A 23,125-nucleotide genomic window follows, 5' to 3' on the forward strand; every position below is an offset into this window, starting at 1 on the left:
TTTTTCTGTTTAATTCACAATAGTTAAATGAATTTCCTAAATTCCCCTCATTCATTCTACGCAACTTGCTTTTATACAGCACTGCGACGAGTTATTAAGTTCCACAGGAAAACCGCAACAATTGCACCAAGAACTGCTAGCGCAATACCAGGAATGCTAAGACTAGGGGCTGCTAAAGTTAACGTTCCTGTACTGAAGAATACGCCTAAGCTACCGCCAACAAAAGCACCGATGATTCCTAGTAAGATTGTTCCTAGAATCCCGCCACCTTGATGACCGGGGTAGATAGCCTTAGCGATCGCACCAGCAATTAGACCTAAAACAATCCAAGCAAGAATATTCATTGTTATTAATTCGGTAAACGTTTTTTACTCACAAATTAATATTATCAATCCTAATCTTTTGTCCCATCTACCATCAGAATTAATCATTAATAACCATAAGGAAGAGTTTAATTACAACTATTTTTATTACTATGTACCACCATTGAGCTAGATAATCAATTAAAAAAAAGCTCCTAGTAGGTCTTCAACTAGGGGCTTATCAAACTATTGCTTGGTAATTGCAGTATATGCATTTTTAAGTAGCTCTCTCCTCTACTAGAAGAATTAAGCTGAGTTTTTAATGTCTGTCTCTAAAGTAATGTAAAGGAAGGAAAATTAGCCGATGTATAGGACGAGCTTAATCAATAGAGATATGAGTGAAATTAAATATGCGTTACCCAGAACCCAAGTCTAGACGTAGCATTGCTACGTCAAAACAATTCTTTTTCACTCATATCTCTAATGACTCGATGGCTGAAAAATGGGTACAGTCGGCGATAAGACCAATGCATACTTAGGAAAATCAGACTCACTAAGGTTAGCAAAATAACCCCTAGAATTGTTGCGTATGCCTTAGTACGCCACCAAAATCCGTTTATTTGTACTGCACCTAGTCGGACAAGCTTCCACAGGCTGCCTATTTCTATGCTTTCGGAAGCATGAATGCTAATTGGTAAATATTCTGCTGGGTTTTGTCGTGAAATTGTCATTTTAATTCCTCCTTTAGTTCCAAAGGCTAAGGTATTTAATTCAAACTACGGTAATTCGATAGAATTTATGTTGTTTATAATATCTCATAACTTGATACAAGAAGCAAGCTTGAGAGGCGATCGCTGTTACTGTGTCACGCTTGTATTGGGGAATGGGGACTTAAGTTGGGAAAATTTGCTTGTATTAGCCCAATCTATAAGCCATAATTCCTAATACTTCGGCTCCGCTCAGTACAAGTCCCCCCATTCCTAATTTCCAGTCAAAATGCCTAATCAAATTTGGTTATCACAATTGCAAAAACATCGAGCGATCGCAGTCATCCGCGCCCCTAAAATCGAAGTGGGACAGCAAATGGCAATGGCTATAGCATCTGGGGGAATGCAGTTAATTGAGATTACCTGGAATAGCTTGCGGGCTGGGGAATTAATCACTCGACTACGTTCAGAATTACCAGCCTGTACTATTGGCACTGGTACGCTGTTTAATGTGCAACAGTTAGAAGAAGCGATCGCATCTGGGGCGCAATTCCTTTTCACACCCCACGTTGATTTGGCAATGATTCAAGCAGCACAAGAAAAAAATGTGCCGATCATCCCAGGAGCTATGACTCCTACAGAAATTGTTACCGCCTGGAGTCAGGGCGCTAGTTGTGTAAAAGTGTTTCCCGTGCAAGCCGTGGGAGGGGTAGATTATATTAAAAGTTTGCAAGGGCCACTAGGTGAGATTCCCTTAATTCCTACTGGCGGCGTGACTTTAGAAAATGCCAAAGAATTTTTGCAAGCCGGAGCGATCGCTGTCGGTTTGAGCGGGGAATTATTTCCCAAAAAGCTTGTCACAGAGGGGAATTGGCAAGCGATCGCATCTGGGGCAAGAAAGCTGATAGAACAGTTAAGTTAACTTAGAATCAAATCATTAAAAGTTCACGTCTATTAAAGTAATAGATAGGGAAATAAAGGTAAAAACTGATAAGTTTCTCAAGATCCCATGATTTAAGTGTGAGTGTATCTAAAATGAAAAAACTGATTAATCCTGACTGGGTGCGTCGCTTACAAATACTCCTGGCTGGTACAGCACTATCCGTAAGTGTTTTTACTACTACTGGAACGAGTGAAGTTTGGGCGAATTCCAAAAATCAAGTAATTGCACAAAGAATCCAGACATTACAAAAATCGGATAAGCGCTGGATTCAAATTGATCTTTCAAAGCAACGGTTAATAGCTTGGGAAGGTGACAGAGTGGTTTATGGAAGTGCTATTTCCTCTGGCAAAAAAGGTACTCCCACTCTTATTGGTACTTTTAATATTCAATCCAAGTTCAAAACTACACGGATGCGGGGAGAAAACTACAATGTTCCCAACGTTCCTCATGCCATGTTTTACCAAGGCAACTACGGTATTCACGGAGCTTACTGGCATAAAAGGTTTGGCACTCCAGTCAGCCACGGCTGTGTAAATCTCCCACCTAAACATGCTAAATGGCTATTTGAGTGGGCATCGGTAGGGACACCAGTAGTTATCCAGAAATAGTATGTGAAGCAACCAAAAGGCAATTTAGAGAAAATCATTAATAACAACAAATCAAGACAATTGAGTGATTCCCAGCAATATTTTATGCTGGGAATCTTCGGAGTCGGAATTACTGAATTTGAAATAAAATAGAGAAGAGGGCATTTAACGATTTGCCCAAGAAAATAAGCGGAAATCCTGACAATTGCGGTGTGAAATTAAAAATGCAAATATAAATTTGGGGAAAGTTTGTATTTAGGCATTTCAATGACAGATTTTTTATAAAGTTTGTCCTTTGTAATTAGTCATTGGTCATTAGTTAGAACTCATCATTTAATTAAAGACAAATGACAAATGTGCAAATTGGATGCAGATTAGCTCAGGACTTGTTTTGAAAAGCATTAGCGGATGAATTGCGTAAATCCTCAACAGGAAGCGAGTAGTCTATCTGGAAATTTGTAGTTTTCCAGAAAATTACTTCACTTCATAATTTTTGCGTAGTTTAGAAGGTGAGGCATAATGCAATCTTGGATTCGCAGTGGTAGAATTCGTTCTTCAGGAACTTTTTGTACAGGCGTGGCGCTGATGGTGGCGACTCTATTTTCTTGGTCATCACCTTTAGCAGGTACACCCAACTTTACTACAGCAACAGCCGCGTCAGTGGATGAAAACAGCATCACTGCATCTAATATTAGGCAAACATCCCAACTTCGCTGGATTGAAATTGATTTGTCAGAGCAACGCTTACGTGCATGGCAAGGTAAAAGACTTGTTTATTCATACCGCATTTCTGGAGGCAAGCGATCGACCCCCACACCCATAGGTAGATTTCGGATTAATTCTAAGTATCGCACTCACCGGATGCGAGGCAGGGGCTACAATATTCCTGATGTTCCTTACACAATGTATTTTTACAGAGGCTATGCTATCCACGGTGCTTACTGGCATAATCGGTTTGGGACTCCAGTTAGCCACGGTTGCGTAAATTTACCTGTTAAGCAAGCTCGCAATCTTTACAACTGGGCTAGCAATGGAACTTTAGTAGTGGTGCGGAAATAATTCGTAATTACAGCAGTTTTCATGTATTTGAACCACATCTGTCGTAGAGGTACAGCAATGCTCATTGGTGTCAACTTAACGTAAAAGCCATATCCCGCAAGGAACTGAAGTTCCTTGCTAATAGCTGAAGTCTACTGAAGTAGACTAAATATTCCTAAAAATCTTTAGTCTACTTCAGTAGACTTTAGCTTTGAGCCGCTGAAATTTATTTCTGGGCGGGCGTGGAAGCCAACAGATAAGCGATTTATTAGCTTAAGTTGACACCAATGAGCAATGCTATGCCCTTACCGCGTTGAAGTACCTGATAATTTTGAACTTCCACCAGACTGGACGATTGAGATTCTTTCGCCAGAACAAAGTTCAAACCGAGTAATTGGCAACATTCTCTACTGTCTAAAGTATGGTAGTCGCCTTGGATGGTTTCTTGACCCTGATGATTTCAGTATTTTGGTATTTCTACCAGAGCAACAACCAGTGTTACTCCAGGGAGAAGATTTTTTGCCTGTATTACCAGAAATTCAACTTGCACTAACCGCCAATCAAGTTTTTGGATGGTTAAAGATGGGTGGTTAGAAATAACTTATAAAGTGGATAGGCGTTGCCCGCACTTCGACAAGCTCAGTGACCATCGTAGACATCGCTTAATTCTCAAACAAACTAGTATCAACATGAAAAAATTTCCCTAATACCTTAGCCATCTCCTGAGTAATTTCTTGTTTTCCACTCATAACTTGAGAAACAACTTCTGTTGTACCAAGAATTGATACTAACTCAGCTTCCTTAACATTCTGAGCATCGATCAGATGGAGAAACATTGAGTGTGCTGTTGATTCTCCGATTGAATAATGCTCATCCTCATATTTTTCTATCAGAGTGATCAACAGGTCTAATAATGCCGACTCTTCCAAAGTTCGGTTAACTCGATGAGACAGTTCCTGGGCTAGTGTAATAGCTTGCTCGTTTTCCTCATCTGTTTTAATAACCTTGGGTTGATATTTAGCAAGCAAACTAGCATAAGTTCCACAGTTAAAAGTAAGCGTCATTTTTCCACTTCTCCTTATCGTATTCTGCGTGGGTCAAAATGTATTTAAGATAAATTATTTGGTCACTATAAACCAAATCAACTATCAGACGATATTTGTTGCTTTTAATATTAAAAACAGTGAAATTCCCAACAGCTTCTGCTTGAGGATAAACTTCTTGTACTTGGGCAAGATTATCCCATGTAGCTTTATTAGCAGCTTTGTACCAGTTTTTAAGTGCATCACAGGAATCAGCATAATTTTGGCCAAATTCGCGCAGTTTTTTACGACTTATGATATGCATTATATCTAACTCAACTGTGCCACAAGTTGATTTTCCAACAGCGTATCATTGGTTAACAAATCCTCAACAGTGATTCGCAAAAAGCGTTGTTCATCAACTTGAAAGAGAATTTTTATCCGATCGCTTCCAGGATATCCGGCTGGTGTCAGTTGGGCAATTGTCCTCGCGCCTTCTTGATCGTTGAGGGGTTTGACACTGGTTTCAGTATTGTCCATCCGGCGCGTAATCAAGCGATCGCCATCAAAATAAACTTCAGTACTACCTGTATCTGCTCCCAATTCTCCCATAATTAGTTCAATGCTGGGCTGATTTTCCATTGAAGCGCCTAAAACTAATTCCACTGGTTGACTCATCGGGTATGCCTGTCCTGCTTTAATCAGAGAATGCCATTTGTGACGCTGATTGCGACGATCCCAGTAGCGGATACCATAACTATGATACAGAAAGTCTTTGATTTGTATCCCTTGTGTTAACTGTAATGCACCTTGAGCGATCGCTTCAAAGGGACGTTCGCAACGGATTTTTTCTGGCTCAAAATACTGTTTTATCCATGTCTGCACTGCTGGTAATTGCACTGTCCCACCAACTAACAAAACTGCATTAATATCTGGAAGTTCTATCCCTTGCCGTTTTGCTTGCTGCAACAGTGTCGTCATCGACTCATCTAGTAACTCAAAAAATGCATGTTCTTTGAGGATATTTTCAAAAGTGTCGCGGTTTAGTTCCAGTTCATAGCTTTCAAATGTCTCATCATCAAAATAAACTTCACTAGCTTGGTTTTGAGTTGATAGCTGAATTTTTACCCGTTCTGCCAATCTTGTTGTCAACGGACTTACCGCCAATTCTTGAGTTTTAGCAAAGTAATCTACCAACCAATTATCAATATCAGTACCGCCCAAATTTTGCCCAGCTTTCGCCAGGACACGGGCAGTTTTAACTTTTTGTTTTGAATCTTCAGCCAGAGACTTATTACCCCACTTGAGGAGAAATCCGAGCGGTTTTGTGGTTGCTTGCACGCCTTGATCCAACCGCACAAGAGACAAATCCAAAGTGCCGCCGCCAAAGTCAATTACCAAGAGAATTTCTTGATCTGCCAAGCCATAGCCCAAGGCGGCGGCTGTAGGTTCATCCAGCATCCGCACCTGTTCGACGGGGAGGGCTTGACAAACTGTCCCCAACCAGTGACGATAAGCTTCAAAACTGTCTACGGGTACGGTTAACACTAGAGAATCTAACCCTCCTTGCAGGGGTGCTAGTTCTTCAATTACTTTGGTGAGGAACCATTGCCCTACTTGCTCAAAGGTGACAATTTGTCCATCTAATTCGGGTAAGAAACCTTGGATATCTGCACCGATACCGCGTTTGAAGCTGCGGAAAAATCTAGTGTCGCCCTTGAGGTCAAGACCGCGATCGCGTACTTGTTGCCCTACTAAGACTTGATTTTTTGTTGCATCTTCAACATAAACCAAGCTGGGAATCAATGGTGGATTGAGACTTTGTTTAATTGATAAACCTGGTAGAGTCAGGGTTTCTGGCTGTTGGGTTACAGGGTTCCAACGAGCAATGACTGTGTTGCTAGTACCAAAATCGATTGCGATCGCCATATTTTATATTTATTATCTCGCACGAAGAGGCCAAAGCTGCTTTATTTGTGATTATTCTCTATAAGTTACCAAGAATGCAAATGCGCCTATACCCTTGCTTCTTTGCATCCCAACCCAGATATCGATTCAGTCTGTTGCAGCGAAGTGTTAGCACAGTTAGACAATTGGCTTGTCAGAAAGCATGGAAATCATTGGCTGTAAATGTATAAAAGGAGCAATAAACTCAACAGCAGGCTTTATCATAGTTCCAGTCTTTTTCTTATTGGCATGAGGTGCTTAAAACTCACTTCACACGCAGATGCTGAAATGTCATAAATCGCCCCTATCAAAAGAGATCGCACCTCAGTTGGTGTAAGGTATTCTATAGATATGTAATGTTTGTTGGGTAGACGAGCTGGGGGCGGTGGCCTCATTTATTCTTAGCGATAGTGTCCGGTGTACGCGTCAAAATATGGACAGTCTACTACGCTACGATGCTGATTATTTCGTTGATAGTCGCGTCACTCAGAAGTTATTGCGAACTATTATCAATTGCTAAATATGTCCATCTTGGCTCAATGCCAAATAGGGTGCGATTGCGCGATCGCAGTCGTTGTGATCCACAGCCTAAAACGATTTGACACTGAATTAATCAGAATTGTTTGGCTGGGGGGTAGCATCATTGTTGTGGTGGTAAACCTAGTTCTTTGCGGAAGTTTTTATCGTACTTGGCGTACTCCCAATTCTTGGCAACATTTTTGATTTGTTCTGCAATTAGGTTCTTGGCTCCACTCAGGTCGGCTCCGCTCAGGTTGGCTCCGCTCAGGTTGGCTCCGCTCAGGTTGGCTCCGCTCAGGTCGGCTCCGCTCAGGTTGGCTCCGCTCAGGTCGGCTCCGCTCAGGTCGGCTTTCCAAAGGTCGGCTTTAGTGAGGTCAGCTTCATAAAGCTCGGCTCTACACAGTTTGGCTTCATGGAGTCTGCCTTCAGCGAGGCTGGCTCCATTCAGGTTGGCATTAGTGAGGTTGGCTCGATGAAGCCAAGCTCCACTCAGATCGGCTTCATCGAGGCTGGCATTAGTGAGTTTGGCTCGCTGGAGTTTGACTCCAATCAGGTTAGCTCTAGATAGCCAAACTCCATCGAGTTTGGCATTAGTGAGTTTGGCTTCAGTGAGATTGGCATCATGGAGGCTGGCTTCAGTGAGATTGGCTCCAATGAGGTTGGCATTAGTGAGGTTGGCATCCTGAAGGTCAGTTTCCTGGAGGTTGGCTCTTTTAAGGTCAGTTCCCTGGAGGTTGGCATACCTTAGCTTGGCATAACTTAGATTGGCATAACTTAGGTTAGCCTTCTCCAAATGAATTCGTTCTAAATTTGCTTTTTCGGCTGTTAATCCTTCCAAAGACACTTTTTGTTTATTTAAATCTTCAAGAGCTTGTATTCTTGCACCGCTAACCTCTTTACCATCTGCCAAGTGTATTATTTGCCATGCCTGATACTGTTCTTGTTTCCTCCGTTGTGGTGCTTCCCAAACCCATCTCAAAAAAGCAATAGATCCAGTTATTAAAACACCTTTCTCTATAGCTAGAAAAAAACCATTTCTGATTAATTCACTTCGTTTCTTAGATGTGACTTTTTCAAATAACCAAGTATACCATTCTAGTATTGACCATTGATGTATTGGATAGTCTGGAAGAACTTCTTGATTTCGACGATAAATTTGAAACAATTGTCGGTAGTCATTCACCAATATATTAAAAGTTTTTGCTTCTTGTTGTAATGTAAACTCACGAACGAGTGGATCATTTATAGCTTTGACTTTATTCAAACTTTCACGTAGCTTAGTTAAGCGCTCTGGTTCTTGATCATTTGAAATGACATTCTTATTAGACTTAGGTAAAGCAATTATACAAGCTGCTAAATATATCAGAAGTATTACAGTGATTGAAATAAACCAAAATTTAGGTTTTTTTAGTAGTGAACCTACTTTATTTTGGAATTGCTCCTGACTCTCTTTCAAAATTTTTAGTCTATTGTCACCCATAGGTTGAGCTTATTAAACGGACAAGAAAGTAAATAAACCATTTCTACTATGTAAACACTACTTAGCCGTATTATTTCGGATTTTTAGGTGGACTGCTGGGAGGTAGGCATCACCGTGGTCGGGTAGAGTCGAGGGGAGTGTTGCTACTCCATCGCTCTCTTTTGTCTATAAAACAACGTAAGTGACCAAAAAGCTGATTATTTCGTTCACCAATCCAGGCGATTAACCCAGACTTATGAATAAGACACATAGCAAACCTACTTACATAGATTATATTCAGGACTTACGCAAACAATAGCCGAAATCCTTATTTTCACGTAGGGGCAATTCATGAATTGCCCCTACTGCGTGTACTTTTGCGTAAGTCCTAATATTGTTAAATTGCCTGAGCGATCGCTGGAGGAGTTTTGTCGCTGGGTGTACCGCTTTATGGGCAATGCTCAGTTCATCTCTCCTCAACATCTAGCTGAACAACACTAGAAATTTGCTCGTGTATTAATAGATCGGTATTCTTCCAAAGCTACATAAATCAGGATTTTAATACAGAAGTTGGGTCTAACCCGGAGTTCCGGGTTAGTGGTAGTTCACACGCTCAATCTTCATGCCGTAACTGCCATACTGCACCGAAAGCGGCCCCAGCCCCAGCTAACAATCCGGTACTCATTCCTTGGATAGTTTTTTGGATCGGATCTTGGGTTAGACACTCACTTGTAACCTTACTGTCTTCCAGGCAGAGACTACTTTCTGCCCAACCGGCAGTACCTCCTAAAACTACACCAGTTATACTACAGCAAACAACTAGCAGCAAAAGACGTTGGGTTTTTCTAACCATAGATAGATGTGTCAAAAATTAGAGATAGTGATTGACTCTCAATTACTTTACACATACTTGCTAGCAAATGTCAGCTGGTTTGAAGATAACTTGCTGATATCAAAACGTAGACAACTATTAAAAAATCTGATTAGGTATGGCATTTGAATAAGAATTGAGGAGTCAGCAATCTTGACGCCTGTTCCTCCCTAACGCTGCGCTATCGCGGACTCGCTCATAGCGTTGCCATGCCGTACCACTTCCAATACGGTTCGGTTAAGGCAAGAGACGCGATAAATCGCCGTCTTTACAATAATCAGTCCTTTGTCTTGACGGCGATTTATCGCGTCTTTACGATTAGCGGCGTGTCATCAAAAAACCTTATCCGAACCGTAGTACCACTTCAATTAAAGATACAAATTGGACTTATCGATTGCATAGCTCATATTTTTATCTCTTTTGAGGCACTAATACAGGCAGTTGACGGGCACCGGCTACGGATTTGGCGTGTTGTCCAACAGTCAAAACATTAAACTGACTGGATATAAGTTCCAAACTTTTGTTCACTATTGCCAGCTTTTTGTAGGTGGGGAGACTCATTCCAGGGAAGAATGATAGCTCTGGCACATCTTCTTGACTTACAAAGTCTGTAGGATGGAATAGCAAAGAAGGCTGGACATGTGTAAGTTTACACAGCCACAGGGCAATTCGCAGGTAGAGTAACGCCACTTCCGAAGAAAATGTACTCAGATACATTATGTAACTAAAGTGAATTGGCACTTTGAAAATTGGCATGGTGGTAACAGGAATTTCAGTGAGTCTATCCTTACCCATCTGCCACTGGTAAGGTTTCAGGGGCTGCAAACCCTCTTTAAAACCACCAAACAGGGCTTCGCGTTTCTTGCGTTCTTCCTTGCTCAGTTTACAAGTCATCAAATAATATGCTCGGGCGATGGGCCCCAAAAATGTGGGAAAAGTCGAAGCATCATATTCATATCCCCGTCGTGCTAAGACTTTCAATACCGCAGGAGAAAAACTGTATCCAGGCCCCCGGAAGCCGATAGGATGTTGATGAGTGACGCGCTTGATATGTTGTTCGGCCAAGGCCACCTCTTGTTCAATCTCATCCTCTGAATACAGATGTAGCCAAGGATCATGGTAGAATGAATGATTGCCAATTTCGTGACCAGCGATCGCGATCGCTTGTAATGCCTTGGTGTTCTTTTCCAGCGCTGCATCCTGACCGACAATGAAGACTGTGATTGTCAAATCCCATTGCTGAAAAATATCTAAGAAACGAGGCACTGCAATATCTAAGTAAGAGGGGAAAGTCTCCCAACCCGGAGCGCCCTGATTTTTTAGAAAAGACCAAACATTATCCAAGTCTAAGGAAAGACTCGCTATTGGTTTGTTTCCTTGTCTCTTGATTTTCATTATTTTTAAGCGTAAATATAATGTTAGATTTGGGCTTTATCAATCAAGTTTTGTACTTCGACTCAGCGCTCCTTTAATCTCGACTTGATCAGCCTTTCGGACAATTTTTTACCCTAACGCTCTTCTATTACTCTCGTTCAATAAAAATTCATAACCCTTGATTGTTAAGGCTTTGATAAATTTACGAGTAGGTTGGGTTGAGGAACGAAACCCAACACGAAAAATCCTTGGTTTTGTTGGGTTTTACTAAAGTTCAACCCAACCTACATTTTTTTTCTTTCATCAGAGTCATAAAAGAGCGCTAATATATAATTGCTGGTCATCAATATATCATAACCAAGACACATTTAAACGTATCAGTAAGTTTTAACGATGCCCTATATATAAAAGTAATTGATGATTTGGATGCTCATTTTATATCATCACTTCCAATAAAAAGCGATTATACAAAAAATTTTCTACACATCCTAGATATTGATTTGCTGCCTCTGGGTAAAACACATTGCAATTCCCTTTTCGTAATAAGCTGCCTCATTTATAAAAATCGGCCAAACGGTAGATGTCCCCTCATAAAGAATTGTTTTATCATCAAAGGTTAGAAAAATTGGATCTCCTGGATTTAAGGCTTGATAATCCTTATCCTGAAGCTCTGGATGAATCATCCCAAAGATTGTGCCATCCTCTCGTATTGGATAGTCCACAACTGATAAATGGTCATACAGAATCAACGTATCATTAGTTGATGGAATTTCAGCCTGGTTAAACTGTTCTACATAGTCGAGAATCGTATAAACAAGTTCCTCTGTCTGTTGGAACAGCGTCGCTTTTAAGAGTCCTTGGGCAATAGGGCCAACCTCGATCGCAAAGCCTAATTTGCACAGAGAATTGACAAATGGGATTTCTTCAATTGATTTAAAAGAGCAGCGATAAACCCTAACTAAAGGATTAATCTGGCTCAGATAAGCAGCCAATTTCAAGTTTAAGGGATGACTGTTTACCAAAATAATTGTCAGACCCATATTAGCTGTAGTGCTGTGCAAGTCTAGGATAAAATCTGCTTGTTTATCCCTGTTTGATGCTAGGGTGTGCTGGATTGATTTAGCTTGCAATTCTTCATAACTGCTCAAAGTCGGATCTTCTAAATCTTGCTTGAGAAAACAGCGATTTAAATCCTTCTCTAGATATCGCCTCCCCGCCGCAAAAGCGTTAGGATTTGCCAATAAAGTCACTGTGTCAAAACTTTGTCTAGTAATTAAATCGGGAAACTGGGCAAATTTTTGGATCAGGTAGGCTCCCGTAAATTCATTGCCATGAGTTCCACCGACAATTGCAACTCGATTAATCTGGTTCACAATTCATCAACTCCAGAATGCAGTTATCGAGATATCAATTTTCAATGTATCTTATGAAGCATTAACCGTGCCGAGGCGATCGCGCCCAGATGGTTGATAAAGATAAGCCATATCAGGCCCATCGGGAATAATCCCACCCGGATTGAGTGGAAATAGATTCCCGTAGTAGTCCCGCTTCACACTATCTACATCGCAGGTGTCAGCTACACCTGGAAGCTGATATAAATCACGTAAGTAAGCTCCCAGGTTCTGATAGTCTCGAATACGCTGCCTATTGCACTTAAACAGCCCATAGTAGGCACTATCAAACCGAAATAACGTCGTGAATAAACGGACATCTGCTAGCGTCAGATTGTCCCCACACAGATATCGACTAGTCTGCAATGCAATGTCAATCTCATCGAGAGTTGCAAACAGTTCATTACAGGCTTGATTGTATGCTTCTTGGCTTTGGGCAAAGCCGCAGCGATACACACCGTTATTTACCGCGTGATAAATCTTCTCATTCCACCAGTCAATTTTTTCTTTGAGTGCTTCTGGGTAAAGATCGAGCGTCGGATTGTTGGCGAACTCGTTAAACTCAGAGTTCAGCATCACAATAATCTCTGAACTCTCATTGTTGACGATGGTTTTTGTTTGGTTATCCCATAAAATTGGAACTGTAGAGCGTCCACTGTAACCAGGTTCTGCCAACTGATAAAATTCAGCCAGTGTGCGACAACCTTCAACTTCTGAGTTGAATATCCAACCGCCTTCAATGGGAGAAGGAGAGACGATACATACTGATATTACCGCTTCGAGTTTTTTGAGCGATCGCACAACTAGGGTTCGGTGCGCCCAAGGACAGCCCAGCCCAACATAGAGTTTGTAGCGCCCTGCTGCTGCTGGGTGTGGATTTCCTTCTTCTGTGCCAATGAACTTCCGAAACTGGCTATTAGGACGAATATAAGCTCCCGACTGATTGCTAGGAGCAAGCTTTGACATCATCATCTGCCACATAGTCGTCCAGACAAACTTTCCCAGCCAAATGATCAGCTTAGGAGGGAGTGTCCTGCCCTTTTTCTGGGGAAGATTTTTCTGGTCATCCATTGGAGTTGAGTTGCTCATGGCGACAATCTTGCTTCGGCAACGATTGACGTTACCACTGTATCTACTAAGTAGGTTTCGATTTTTATCACCCACTCTGATTTTTACTATTTCACTTTACTACGCTTTGCCTGTGCTTTGTATCATACTCATGGCGGAAAATCTCTTAGCTTTGAGCTAATCGTCTCAAATTGGCACAGGCAAAGCGTAGCGTTTTGCAGGAAAGGTATCGCACCCCATAGCGTGCGATCGCGATCCTCTTAAATTATATTAACTATGTATTAAGTGTTGTATTATACTTGTATCTTACATTTAAGCTAATTATTTTTCTTTTAATAAAAAATAACCTAAAAATATTTTGATTTTCATGATTAAAAAAACCAATCTCTTGTAGGGTAGGCATCTTGCCCGCTCTAGTTGTGCAAATTAAATGTGCAACACCTGAGTGTTTAACTTAGTCACAAATCGAAAGTCAAAAACACAAATTTTTAGCCATTAATGCCCAATACCAAGCCCTAAAAGGTATATGCGTCATATTTAAAAGCATAGTTCATCTTTTCCGAAAAAACACGGTACAAAGCTTAATTAGATACTCGACAGTAGGGAAAATTGACAGCGTAATTACTAATGAAGAATCGGTATTTACCTGATCTTGTTATAAAAAACATCACATCTTAACATTAGATAAGCCTAAAAAAGTATAGATATAATTTTAGTAATAAGTTACTGAAACAAAGAACAAAAAGATAAAGCTTACGTAGGAATAATTGTAAATAAAGTGACTCAAACTCATAACAACCCTAACCTTCTAGAAGAAACGGATTTAGGGACTTTCATCGCTCAGGCTACTACCGCAGACCAATGGCAAGTATTGTCCTACAGTGCGCCAATCCTACCGATACATGCCGCTCTACTTCGTACTGGTAAAGTATTGTTTTTCTGCGGTTCAGGTAATGATCCCAGTCAGTTAAATACTCCCTATGACAGTGTGGTTTGGGATGTAAGTAAAGGAACCTTTACCCGTCAAAAGCCTCCATTGGATAGTAATAATCAACCTATTGATCTTTTTTGCGCTGGGCACTCTTTCCGCCCTGATGGGATGTTATTGGTTGCGGGTGGAACTTTGCGCTATGACCCATTTTATGGTTCACCCTCTGCTCTAATGTTTGATCCTATTGGAGAGAAATGGGTCAAGATACCACCAATGAATAATGGCCGGTGGTATCCGACTCTGTTAACACTAGGCAGCGGTCGGATCTTTGCAATCTCTGGCCCGGATAAAGATGGCAAGCTCAACAAACAACCAGAAATTTATTCTGCTTTCTTTCCAAATGGTTGGAACGCTTTTCCACTAACTCGTTCCTACCCGCCATACTTACATCTGTTTCTACTCGATAGTGGAAAAATTTTTTATTCAGGTGCTCAAATGGGCAGCAACTTTGGAGTAGCGCCAACTATACTAACCTTGCCAGGTACATTTACTGAAACAATTCAAGAAAAAGCTGTGACAGGGCTGCAAGACCGAGGTTTTGGAAATCAAGCTACCAGCGTGCTTTTACCACCTGCACAAGACCAAAAAGTGATGATTATTGGTGGAGGTAGTGGTGGTATGGCAACAAACAGGGTAAATATTGTAGATTTAAAAGATACTAACCCAACTTATGTAGCAGCACAGCCTCTAAACTATGCTCGGATGCATCACAGCGCAGTTTTGTTACCCGATCGCACAGTGTTTGTTTGCAATGGTAGCAAAATGAATGAGGACACAACACAATCAATGTTGCCAGCAGAAATCTACGATCCAGCTACAAATACCTGGACGGTAGTAGCTAAACAAAATGTCCCCCGCGTTTATCACTCAGTGGCCTTGCTCCTACCAGATGGTAGCGTAGTCACAGCCGGGGGTAACCCTAGAAGGACTGTCAATGAACTGCGATTAGAAATCTACAGTCCTGCATATATGTCGCGATCGCGCCCAATAATTCAGAGCGCTCCTGTAGAATTGGACTACGAACGGCAATTTACAATTCAGACACCCCAAGCTGCGAATATTAAATGGGTTAGTCTGATTAGACCAATGGCAACCACTCATTCCTGCGATACAGAACAAAGGTTACTGGATGTGCCGATTAATTTTAGGAACGCTACTTCTCTCAATGTCACCCTAACAAGCAATCGAAACATAGCAGTACGAGGCTGGTACATGCTTTTTATTACTGACAACAATGGAACACCCTCAGTAGCAACCTGGATGCGAATATTATAGCCTCACCGGTTTATGTTCACACTGCTACTTATTGCAGTGCCTTTATTCAAAAAGAGGATGATTTGACAGCCCTAAACTCTCGTAAAGAGCGGGAAGCTAACGCAACAGTGGGGGTCTTAAACCATGCATCCTGATTGGTCACGGCAGTTCTTACTGATCGCCAAAGATGATCAATAAGAACTACCTTCCTCGATAAAAGTCATTAATTCAAGGAGTAGAAATATGAATTACAAGGTTTCACGTCGGCAGTTTGGCCAGTTGGTTCTTGGTGGAACTATAGTATCTGGGCTTAGTTATCTAAGCAGCAAAACTTTGGCGCAAACACCAAGTTTCAAAATTATAGGTATAGATTCTGGCTCTATTATCAACGCTGACAAAACGGCTGTTCCAGAGGCAGATACCACTGAATTAAATAGCGCTGCCCCAAACATTTTACCCACAGATATTAAGCCTTTAGGGCTAGGACTTGTTTTAGAATCCTTTGTTTTGCAATCCTCAAATACAGGAAGGGTTCAGCTTTTAAGTCCAGTAGTTACTCAGATACTTGCCGAGCGCGGTAGAAATTTAGTAGAGACTAATGAAACATTGAGTAGCTTCGCTGTTTTAAGCGATGGCACAATTGCCCAAGTCGGTACAGCTTTAGGAAAAGTTGATGATATATTGAGTAGCCTCAATATTTTTGGGAATGGCACATCTTTAACGAATGGCACAGTTGCCGATCAGGTTACAGCTTTAGTAGAAACTAATGAGACATTAAGTGGCTTCACTTCTTTAAGCGATGGCACACTTGTTCTAGCCGCTACTCCTGTTAGCATTGGTACGAAAGAGGCGACATCGACTCGCATTACATTTTTGAGTACGCCTATAAAAACTTTGATAATCTCAGGACTTAAACAGAATCAACAGCTTGGGAGCTTGCTAGGCACTATTGATGGGCGACTCATCGGTTTAGTAGGTAAGAAGAACGGTACACCACCGATCACATTGGTAGATATTAATGTTCAAACAGGAGAGATCAGTACTATTAGTAAGATTAAATTTCCGAGCAATGAGCGAGTCAGCAATCTAGCACAGTGCCCAGATGGAAAACTCTATACCTCTTTAGTTGGATTAAATGGCGAGACAACTTTGGTGCAGCTAGATTCAAATCAAAAAAGCCCGATCAGACTGGCACAATTGAAATTTAATGGTCAAGCATGGAATAATGGCTTACAAAGCTTGGTTTGCTCTGGAACAGGCCAACTACTAGGATTTGGAGCGCTAAGGTATGAGACACCTAATGCTGTGTATAGCATAGATAAGAACAGTGGAAACATGACTCGGCTACAAGACTTTGACGCTGCCCAGATTACCCTTGCTCGTGAGTAGAAGAGATTGAGCCGATATATAGCAAAAAAATACCAAGCCCTCGTTTTGCCTTGAGGGCTTTTTATTCAACCCCTTACAGATGCATCTCCCTCATCTTTGCGTACTCCCCAATGCCCTTTGCCTAAGAAATGCATCAAATGTAAATCTATCGGGTAGCGAAGTTTGTGCGCCTGGTTTTGTCGTAGCTAAAGCACCGGCTGCTGCACCCCAAACAACTGCCTGGTGTAAAGAAAGTCTTTCAAAAAGTGCCGCCGTCAAGCCGCCATTAAAAGCATCGCCAGCAGCTACTGTGTCAACTGCATGAACTGGAAACGCAGGTACAAAAAACTTTTCTTCAGCAGTGGCACAAAAAACACCTTTAGCACCCAGTTTAACGATCGCACATTTCACACCCCGTTCTAATAAAACTTCAGCTGCTTTGGCTGCAAGTTCTTCTCCATCCACAGCAAAACCCACTAACTGCGCGGCTTCAACTTCATTCGGTGTAATAATGTCCACTAATGGGTAAAGTTCATCTGGCAAGTCAGACTGTGCGGGTGCTGGATCGAGAATTACCCTGATTTTGCTTTTTCTTGCGGCTTTAGCGGCTGCAATCACGGCAGTAATCGGAATTTCTAATTGTAAAAGCAGTGCTGTCGCTTCTGGTAATAACTGGGATAATCGTTCTACATCTTCTTGATTGACACGCCCATTTGCGCCAGGAATTACAATAATTTGATTTTCACCAGCATGATTTACGGCGATGATGGCGACTCCAGAACTAACAGTTTCATCCACAAAAATATTGTCAATCTGCACACCAGATGCTTGTAAATTGTTGACAAGTTCTACACCAAAATCATCTGCACCTACACGCCCCACCATTTGGGTAGGAATTCCCAATTTTGCTAATGCTACGGCTTGATTAGCTCCTTTACCTCCCGAAACTTTAAAAAATTCTTCTCCTAACAACGTTTCTCCGGCGATTGGCAACCGGGGTGTTGTTGCTACCAAGTCTATATTTATGCTGCCGAAGACGATAATGCTCATTTTTGTGAATCTTTAAAGTCATTTAGCCTAATAGTACAGCAAGCGATCGCTACGGTTTATAGGTCTAACTTTTTCCAATTGCAGCATGAAATTGGATCGCTACGCATCTGTTATAGCGGTTCTCGTTTACGTGAGGTACACCCGTAAGGGCACGGCACTGCCGTGCCCCTACATTTATATAATGTTGGGAGAGACGCGATTTATCGCGTCTTTGCCATTAGCGGTGTGTCATCAAAAAACCTTACCCGAAGCGTATTGATAGGAGTCCTATATTTTGCTCTTTTGATGGCAAAATATGATCAGTCATTTAATTCCATTAATTCTTTTGTTTTCAAATCAGCCGCTACAGGCTGAGGACATTCTCGAATCTGAGGAGAGATAGAGCAAATCGCATCTGTCGTTGTTTCAAAACAATTTGATAACCCAATTGTTTTTAACAATCCAGTTCGTTCTAATAGTTGTTTGACTTCGGGTTGTAAACCTGTGAGAATTAAGCGGCAATTGTGCCGTTCCAAGTCGTGGTAAATATCCTCTAAAGCTACTAACCCAGTTGTGTCCATATTTGGCACAAATCGTAACCGGAGAATTAAATATTTTACTTCCGGTTCATCGCGGAGGAAGGTAGCAAACCGTTCAGCAGCACCAAAAAATACGGGGCCATCTACGCGATAAACGGCAATTTCTTTACCTAATTCTAGAGGAGTACCAGGGGGAAATACTTCGGTTTCAGGTATTTTGACTAAGCTTAAATCGCTCATCCGTTTGATGAACAAGGCTCCGGCTGCAATCAATCCTACTTCTACAGCGAGAACTAAGTCAAACAAGATTGTTACTAGCCAGGTGAGAATCATCACTGCAAAGTCAGAGTAAGTAGCACGCATCAATAAACCAATGGCTTCCCACTCAACCATCCGCACACTAACCACCATCAAAATCCCAGCAAGTGCTGCTAAAGGAATCTGTGCTGCTAGGGGTGCTAAAGTTAAAACGATAATCGCTAAAGCAACGCCGTGAATTACTCCAGATAGTCGGGTTTTGCCGCCCGAACGGGCATTGACAACAGTCCGAGCGATCGCACCTGTTGCAGGAATACCGCCAAAAAATGGGACAATGATATTTGCCAATCCTTGACCAATTAATTCGCGATCGCTATTGTGTTTTTCGCTTACTGTCATCCCATCGGCCACCACCGCCGACAGCAACGATTCAATACTTCCCAGTGCTGCCAAAGCCAAAGCTGGATTAATCAGTTCTCGAATCACACTAAAATCATTCCAGTGGGGAATACCTTGGGGCATTGGTAAAGATTGCGGAATCCTGCCAATTGTGGGTACATCCAAATGGAAATAAGAAGCGATCGCTGTTGCCAAAACCAACCCCATTAAAGAACCCGGTATTGTAGAATTAATCTTGGGCCACAAAACTGTGGTTGCAATCACCGCTATTGCCAACCCAACAGCAGCCCAGTTTAAAGCTTCTACATGAATTACACTTTGCCAAAGTCCCGGCGCGAAATGTTCACTGCGCGGTAGTTGTAAACCAAAGAAATTATTTAATTGACCACAAAATATAATTACGGCAATACCATTGGTGAAACCTGCCGTCACTGGATAGGGAATAAACTTCACTAGCTGTCCAAGTTTGGCAACCCCTAAGGCAATCTGGATAATCCCAGCCATCACTCCAGCAATCCAAACTTTCTCAATGCCGTACTTGGCGACAATTCCCACCAATACTACAGCCATTGCCCCTGTCGGCCCTGTAATCTGTACTGGCGAACCACCAAAAATTGCTGCTACAATTCCCGCCACAATAGCGGTATAAAGTCCCGCCTTTGGTTCTACTCCACTGGCTACCGCAAAAGCTAAAGCTAAAGGCAAGGCTACCACTGCTGCTGTTAGCCCTCCCGTCAAATCGCCACGGAGTCCACTAAACCAGCGATTTAGACTTTGTGGTTCTTCGAGGATATTAGATATTGTCATATTCGGTTTCTACTCTCATACTCATACACAATTATGTTCATGCACAGATAAATGTCAGATGATATCCGGGCAATTAAGCATAATACCCGGAACTTCAAGGAACCTGCCGGTAAAAGCCCTTTCATTATAGACATCTCCCAAAAAAGTCAAAATTATATTGTGATTTGACAATACCAATGCATTGACTGACAATGCCAACGCATCGACTGACAATGCCAATGCGTCCCCTTGCATTAAAAACGCTACGATTTTACGCAAAGCTGTACTTAGCGATCGCTCGAACAAATTACAGTAGATAGAACTATAATTGCGTTCGCCCATCTTTAGACTCAAGACTCAGAAGTTTTTTCTGTGTTAATATCAACTGCACGAAACCGCAAAAAGCCGTGGCTACTGTATTAAAATCTCATCGGGCATCAAGAAGGCGTAAACATTCAACGCATCCTCTCCAGCGATTGCTTGAGTATGGACACCAGTATCGTAAACAAATTTGGCTGGCGACTACTTATTCTACCCTCAATAAATTCTTCGACTTGGCACCACCCGGCTTAATTGGCGTGGCGGTGGATGTAGTCGTTAAACAGCAGGATTCCATAATTGCCCAGTTAGGGGTACGCGATGTCTTTCAACAATTTTTGATTATTTCCTTCCTCACTGTCATCATTTGGATACTAGAATCTGTTTTTGAGTACGCCTACGCTCGACTTTGGCGGAATTTAGCTCAAAATATTCAGCATGACTTGCGTTTGGATGCATACAAACATTTGCAAGAGTTGGAATTGGCTTATTTTGAAGAACGCAGCACTGGCGGTTTAATGTCTATCCTCAGTGATGATATTAACCAATTAGAGCGGTTTTTGGATGGAGGAGCTAATGATATTATCCAAGTTTCCGCTACTGTTCTAATTATTGGCGCTGCTTTCTTTATTTTGGCTCCAAGTGTAGCGTGGATGGCTTTGTCACCGATGCCATTTATCCTCTGGGGTTCTTTTGCTTATCAACGACTACTTGCCCCTCGTTATGCTGATGTGCGAGAAAAGGTAGGTTTCCTGAATTCGCGTTTGTCAAACAATATTAGCGGAATTACTACTATTAAAAGTTTCACTGCTGAAACTTATGAAGCCTCTCGTTTAGAATTAGATAGTGAAGCTTATCGCCGGAGTAACTTTAAAGCAATTACTCTTTCTGCTGCTTTTGTCCCCTTAATTCGGATGTTGATTTTAGTGGGTTTCACAGCATTACTTTTATATGGCGGGATGGCAGCAGTTTCTGGAAAAATGTCTGTAGGTACTTACAGCGTATTAGTGTTTTTAATCCAGCGATTGCTGTGGCCTTTAACTAGATTAGGCGAAACATTTGATCAATATCAAAGGGCAATGGCTTCTACTAATCGAGTCATGAATTTGTTGGATACTCCTATCGCTATTCATACAGGTGATGTGGCCTTACCTGTAAATGAAGTGCGCGGGGAAGTGCAATTTAAAAATGTTTATTTTGCTTATAAAGATAGATTTCCAGTAATTAAAAATCTGTCTTTGGATATTCCGGCGGGGAAAACAATCGCAATTGTTGGTTCAACTGGTTCTGGTAAAAGCACTTTAGTTAAACTTTTATTGCGGTTATACGAAGTGCAAACGGGAAGCATTACTCTCGATGGCATTGATTTGCAAAGTTTGAATTTGCAAGATTTACGCCGTTGCATTGGCTTGGTGAGTCAAGATGTCTTTCTATTTCATGGCACTGTAGCGGAGAATATTGCTTATGGTAGCTTTGAGACTACAGAGCAAGAAATTATCACGGCGGCGAAGATAGCCGAGGCGCACGAATTTATTATTGAATTGCCCCAAGGTTATGAGACAATTGTGGGGGAAAGAGGACAAAAGTTATCTGGTGGACAAAGACAACGGATTGCGATCGCTCGTGCAGTTCTCAAAAATCCCCCCATTCTGATTTTAGATGAAGCTACCTCAGCAGTGGATAATGAGACAGAAGCAGCAATCCAGCGATCGCTCGACCGAATTACAGTAGATAGAACTACAATTGCGATCGCTCATCGTCTTTCCACCATCCGCAATGCCGATTGCATTTATGTCATGGAACATGGGAAATTAGTAGAGTCGGGAACCCATGAGCAATTGCTGGAGAAAGACGGTATTTATTCCGGCCTCTGGCGTGTACAATCAGGCTTAAGGTGATTCCCGAGAAAGAAAATACCTGGGGAGTGCGAGTTTCGACTTCGCTCAACTCTCGATCTCTCAGTTGGTTGAGTTTCGACTACGCTCAACTACCGCGAAGTCGAAACCAACGGCGGCGGTATATTTATTCCTGTAAATCGCCTAAGATAACTTTCGCCCCTTCTTTCTGTCTTAATTAGGAATTACGAATTATTTATGTTTTTTGGTAATAGTCAACCAGAATCAGGTGATACTAAGTGGCGTCGCCAGTTGGATAAATTTGTCAAAGCAAATCAGCAAGAATTGGCGGCGCTGTTTTGGGGATTGTGGTTAGCAAATGGTGATAGTCAAGGTACTGTTGGTATTGATTTGCAACCAACGCCGCATTTTGTTTATTGTCCGAAAGAGCAGATAGAGAATTTAAATATTAGAGTTGAAAATCGGCTGCAAGAAATTTTGGGAATTGTCGAGAATCATCAGCCGGAAGTGGAAGTTGTGATGATTGGGATTGGTAAGGGTGAAATTAAGTTAATTCAGTTTGCACCGGAACCAGCACCACCAATTTGTTTTGAGCAAGTTGGGAAGGATGTGGATGGGTTATTGGATGTGCTGGAAGAGAGGATGAGGGGGGAGATTGTTTTTTAACGCAGAACATCACGATTCAAATATTTGTCTCACTTCCTCTAGAGTTTCAGCTATGAGAATAGAACGTTGAATTGCCTTGAGTTCTTCAATATCAGATTTTTGAGAAATTTTTGGCATGAAATTCAATCCTTCATTGCCGAATTTTACTTCTAAGGTTAATTCGATGCTCGATAGCCGATCTTCTCGTTGTCCGCGTTGGAATATTTCTTCATACCAGGGCGAAGAACGTAATACTGTCATATCCCACCTCATAATTTGTTGGACTAAAGCACTATCTAATACAAACGTAGCAAAAAATGCTAAGACCGTTTCAAGTTGATTTAATTGTTCATCTCTTTGCAATAAACGCAATGCTTCTCGGATTGTAGGCTCGTTTCCACCACCAGGGGATAGCGGGAAGGCTGGGAGCTTCGCGTCTTTAGACCGAAGGGGA

19 protein-coding genes and 2 pseudogenes are annotated in these 23,125 nt (G+C 41.7%); 8 read left to right on the forward strand and 13 right to left on the reverse strand.

Annotated elements, in window-relative coordinates; all coding sequences use genetic code 11:
• Positions 1-71: 71 nt before the first annotated feature.
• Both D1367_RS16345 and D1367_RS16350 read right to left on the reverse strand, forming a co-directional pair.
• The gene (locus tag D1367_RS16345; protein ID WP_118167370.1) at positions 72-344 is read right to left on the reverse strand and encodes a GlsB/YeaQ/YmgE family stress response membrane protein; all 273 of its coding nucleotides are present in this window, start codon (positions 342-344) and stop codon (positions 72-74) included.
• 410 nt (positions 345-754) lie between these two features.
• Complete coding sequence (locus D1367_RS16350) at positions 755-1,033, reverse strand: hypothetical protein (RefSeq protein ID WP_118167371.1); 279 nt, start codon at positions 1,031-1,033, stop codon at positions 755-757.
• Positions 1,034-1,298: 265 nt separating this feature from the next.
• On the opposite strand from D1367_RS16350, the gene D1367_RS16355 reads away from it, so the two are divergent.
• The 4 genes and pseudogenes from D1367_RS16355 to D1367_RS16370 form a co-directional block, all read left to right on the forward strand.
• Positions 1,299-1,931, forward strand: coding sequence for a bifunctional 4-hydroxy-2-oxoglutarate aldolase/2-dehydro-3-deoxy-phosphogluconate aldolase (locus D1367_RS16355; RefSeq protein ID WP_118167372.1), 633 nt, complete (start codon positions 1,299-1,301; stop codon positions 1,929-1,931).
• 113 nt (positions 1,932-2,044) lie between these two features.
• Positions 2,045-2,560, forward strand: coding sequence for a L,D-transpeptidase (locus tag D1367_RS16360; RefSeq protein WP_118167373.1), 516 nt, complete (start codon positions 2,045-2,047; stop codon positions 2,558-2,560).
• Between the two features lie 498 nt (positions 2,561-3,058).
• Positions 3,059-3,598 carry a L,D-transpeptidase gene (locus tag D1367_RS16365; protein ID WP_181984860.1) on the forward strand — a complete coding sequence of 180 codons (540 nt, stop codon included), beginning with the start codon at positions 3,059-3,061 and terminating at the stop codon, positions 3,596-3,598.
• 294 nt (positions 3,599-3,892) lie between these two features.
• Positions 3,893-4,171, forward strand: a pseudogene (locus D1367_RS16370) (Uma2 family endonuclease); the annotation flags it as partial.
• Positions 4,172-4,239: 68 nt separating this feature from the next.
• On the opposite strand, the gene D1367_RS16375 reads toward D1367_RS16370, so the two are convergent.
• The 8 genes from D1367_RS16375 to D1367_RS16415 form a co-directional block, all read right to left on the reverse strand.
• Positions 4,240-4,641 (reverse strand): helix-turn-helix domain-containing protein, encoded by a 402-nt coding sequence (locus tag D1367_RS16375; protein ID WP_118167374.1) that lies wholly within the window; start codon positions 4,639-4,641, stop codon positions 4,240-4,242.
• Positions 4,625-4,924, reverse strand: a complete 300-nt coding sequence (locus D1367_RS16380) for a type II toxin-antitoxin system HigB family toxin (protein WP_118167375.1) — start codon at positions 4,922-4,924, stop codon at positions 4,625-4,627. Before D1367_RS16380 ends, D1367_RS16375 begins: the two co-directional genes overlap by 17 nt.
• Positions 4,925-4,929: 5 nt before the next feature.
• Positions 4,930-6,528 carry an Hsp70 family protein gene (locus D1367_RS16385; protein WP_118167376.1) on the reverse strand — a complete coding sequence of 533 codons (1,599 nt, stop codon included), beginning with the start codon at positions 6,526-6,528 and terminating at the stop codon, positions 4,930-4,932.
• 658 nt (positions 6,529-7,186) lie between these two features.
• Entirely contained in the window at positions 7,187-8,545 is a 1,359-nt protein-coding gene (locus D1367_RS16395; protein WP_118167377.1) for a pentapeptide repeat-containing protein, read from the reverse strand.
• Positions 8,546-9,137: 592 nt separating this feature from the next.
• On the reverse strand, positions 9,138-9,377 hold the full coding sequence (locus D1367_RS16400; RefSeq protein WP_118167378.1) for a hypothetical protein: 240 nt from the start codon (positions 9,375-9,377) through the stop codon (positions 9,138-9,140).
• Positions 9,378-9,806: 429 nt separating this feature from the next.
• Positions 9,807-10,790 carry a polysaccharide deacetylase family protein gene (locus D1367_RS16405; RefSeq protein WP_118167379.1) on the reverse strand — a complete coding sequence of 328 codons (984 nt, stop codon included), beginning with the start codon at positions 10,788-10,790 and terminating at the stop codon, positions 9,807-9,809.
• A 467-nt stretch (positions 10,791-11,257) separates the two neighbouring features.
• Complete coding sequence (locus D1367_RS16410; RefSeq protein WP_118167380.1) at positions 11,258-12,142, reverse strand: aspartoacylase; 885 nt, start codon at positions 12,140-12,142, stop codon at positions 11,258-11,260.
• A gap of 51 nt (positions 12,143-12,193) precedes the next feature.
• Complete coding sequence (locus D1367_RS16415) at positions 12,194-13,249, reverse strand: glutathione S-transferase family protein (RefSeq protein WP_118167381.1); 1,056 nt, start codon at positions 13,247-13,249, stop codon at positions 12,194-12,196.
• Between the two features lie 757 nt (positions 13,250-14,006).
• On the opposite strand from D1367_RS16415, the gene D1367_RS16420 reads away from it, so the two are divergent.
• Both D1367_RS16420 and D1367_RS16425 read left to right on the forward strand, forming a co-directional pair.
• A complete protein-coding gene (locus tag D1367_RS16420; RefSeq protein WP_118167382.1) occupies positions 14,007-15,494 on the forward strand; it encodes a galactose oxidase-like domain-containing protein in 1,488 nt (495 codons plus the stop codon).
• A 222-nt stretch (positions 15,495-15,716) separates the two neighbouring features.
• Positions 15,717-16,862 (forward strand): hypothetical protein, encoded by a 1,146-nt coding sequence (locus D1367_RS16425; RefSeq protein ID WP_118167383.1) that lies wholly within the window; start codon positions 15,717-15,719, stop codon positions 16,860-16,862.
• A gap of 90 nt (positions 16,863-16,952) precedes the next feature.
• On the opposite strand, the gene rbsK is transcribed toward D1367_RS16425, so the two are convergent.
• Both rbsK and D1367_RS16435 read right to left on the reverse strand, forming a co-directional pair.
• Entirely contained in the window at positions 16,953-17,891 is a 939-nt protein-coding gene (gene rbsK, locus D1367_RS16430; protein WP_118167384.1) for a ribokinase, read from the reverse strand.
• Between the two features lie 299 nt (positions 17,892-18,190).
• Positions 18,191-19,873, reverse strand: a complete 1,683-nt coding sequence (locus D1367_RS16435; protein ID WP_118167385.1) for a SulP family inorganic anion transporter — start codon at positions 19,871-19,873, stop codon at positions 18,191-18,193.
• 386 nt (positions 19,874-20,259) lie between these two features.
• Here D1367_RS16435 and D1367_RS16445 point away from each other — a divergent pair, with 386 nt between their 5' ends.
• A complete protein-coding gene (locus D1367_RS16445; RefSeq protein WP_118167387.1) occupies positions 20,260-22,068 on the forward strand; it encodes an ABC transporter ATP-binding protein in 1,809 nt (602 codons plus the stop codon).
• A gap of 195 nt (positions 22,069-22,263) precedes the next feature.
• A complete protein-coding gene (gene ccmS, locus D1367_RS16450; RefSeq protein WP_118167388.1) occupies positions 22,264-22,692 on the forward strand; it encodes a beta-carboxysome assembly chaperone CcmS in 429 nt (142 codons plus the stop codon).
• A gap of 9 nt (positions 22,693-22,701) precedes the next feature.
• Here the strand turns inward: ccmS and D1367_RS16455 are convergent.
• Positions 22,702-23,100: pseudogene (locus D1367_RS16455) on the reverse strand (transposase); the annotation flags it as partial.
• Between the last annotated feature and the right edge of the window lie 25 nt (positions 23,101-23,125).

The organism is Nostoc sphaeroides, assembly GCF_003443655.1.
GTDB lineage: Bacteria > Cyanobacteriota > Cyanobacteriia > Cyanobacteriales > Nostocaceae > Nostoc > Nostoc sphaeroides.

What these genes read in the sequence shown, in the direction of transcription:
- D1367_RS16345 (WP_118167370.1), bottom strand. Translation starts at nt 344, where the DNA reads ATGAATATTCTTGCTTGGATTGTTTTAGGTCTAATTGCTGGTGCGATC.
- D1367_RS16425 (WP_118167383.1), top strand. Translation starts at nt 15,717, where the DNA reads ATGAATTACAAGGTTTCACGTCGGCAGTTTGGCCAGTTGGTTCTTGGT.
- D1367_RS16435 (WP_118167385.1), bottom strand. Translation starts at nt 19,873, where the DNA reads ATGACAATATCTAATATCCTCGAAGAACCACAAAGTCTAAATCGCTGG.
- D1367_RS16405 (WP_118167379.1), bottom strand. Translation starts at nt 10,790, where the DNA reads ATGAAAATCAAGAGACAAGGAAACAAACCAATAGCGAGTCTTTCCTTA.
- D1367_RS16380 (WP_118167375.1), bottom strand. Translation starts at nt 4,924, where the DNA reads ATGCATATCATAAGTCGTAAAAAACTGCGCGAATTTGGCCAAAATTAT.
- D1367_RS16400 (WP_118167378.1), bottom strand. Translation starts at nt 9,377, where the DNA reads ATGGTTAGAAAAACCCAACGTCTTTTGCTGCTAGTTGTTTGCTGTAGT.
- D1367_RS16375 (WP_118167374.1), bottom strand. Translation starts at nt 4,641, where the DNA reads ATGACGCTTACTTTTAACTGTGGAACTTATGCTAGTTTGCTTGCTAAA.
- D1367_RS16360 (WP_118167373.1), top strand. Translation starts at nt 2,045, where the DNA reads ATGAAAAAACTGATTAATCCTGACTGGGTGCGTCGCTTACAAATACTC.
- D1367_RS16365 (WP_181984860.1), top strand. Translation starts at nt 3,059, where the DNA reads ATGCAATCTTGGATTCGCAGTGGTAGAATTCGTTCTTCAGGAACTTTT.
- rbsK (WP_118167384.1), bottom strand. Translation starts at nt 17,891, where the DNA reads ATGAGCATTATCGTCTTCGGCAGCATAAATATAGACTTGGTAGCAACA.
- D1367_RS16395 (WP_118167377.1), bottom strand. Translation starts at nt 8,545, where the DNA reads ATGGGTGACAATAGACTAAAAATTTTGAAAGAGAGTCAGGAGCAATTC.
- ccmS (WP_118167388.1), top strand. Translation starts at nt 22,264, where the DNA reads ATGTTTTTTGGTAATAGTCAACCAGAATCAGGTGATACTAAGTGGCGT.
- D1367_RS16385 (WP_118167376.1), bottom strand. Translation starts at nt 6,528, where the DNA reads ATGGCGATCGCAATCGATTTTGGTACTAGCAACACAGTCATTGCTCGT.
- D1367_RS16415 (WP_118167381.1), bottom strand. Translation starts at nt 13,249, where the DNA reads ATGAGCAACTCAACTCCAATGGATGACCAGAAAAATCTTCCCCAGAAA.
- D1367_RS16355 (WP_118167372.1), top strand. Translation starts at nt 1,299, where the DNA reads ATGCCTAATCAAATTTGGTTATCACAATTGCAAAAACATCGAGCGATC.
- D1367_RS16350 (WP_118167371.1), bottom strand. Translation starts at nt 1,033, where the DNA reads ATGACAATTTCACGACAAAACCCAGCAGAATATTTACCAATTAGCATT.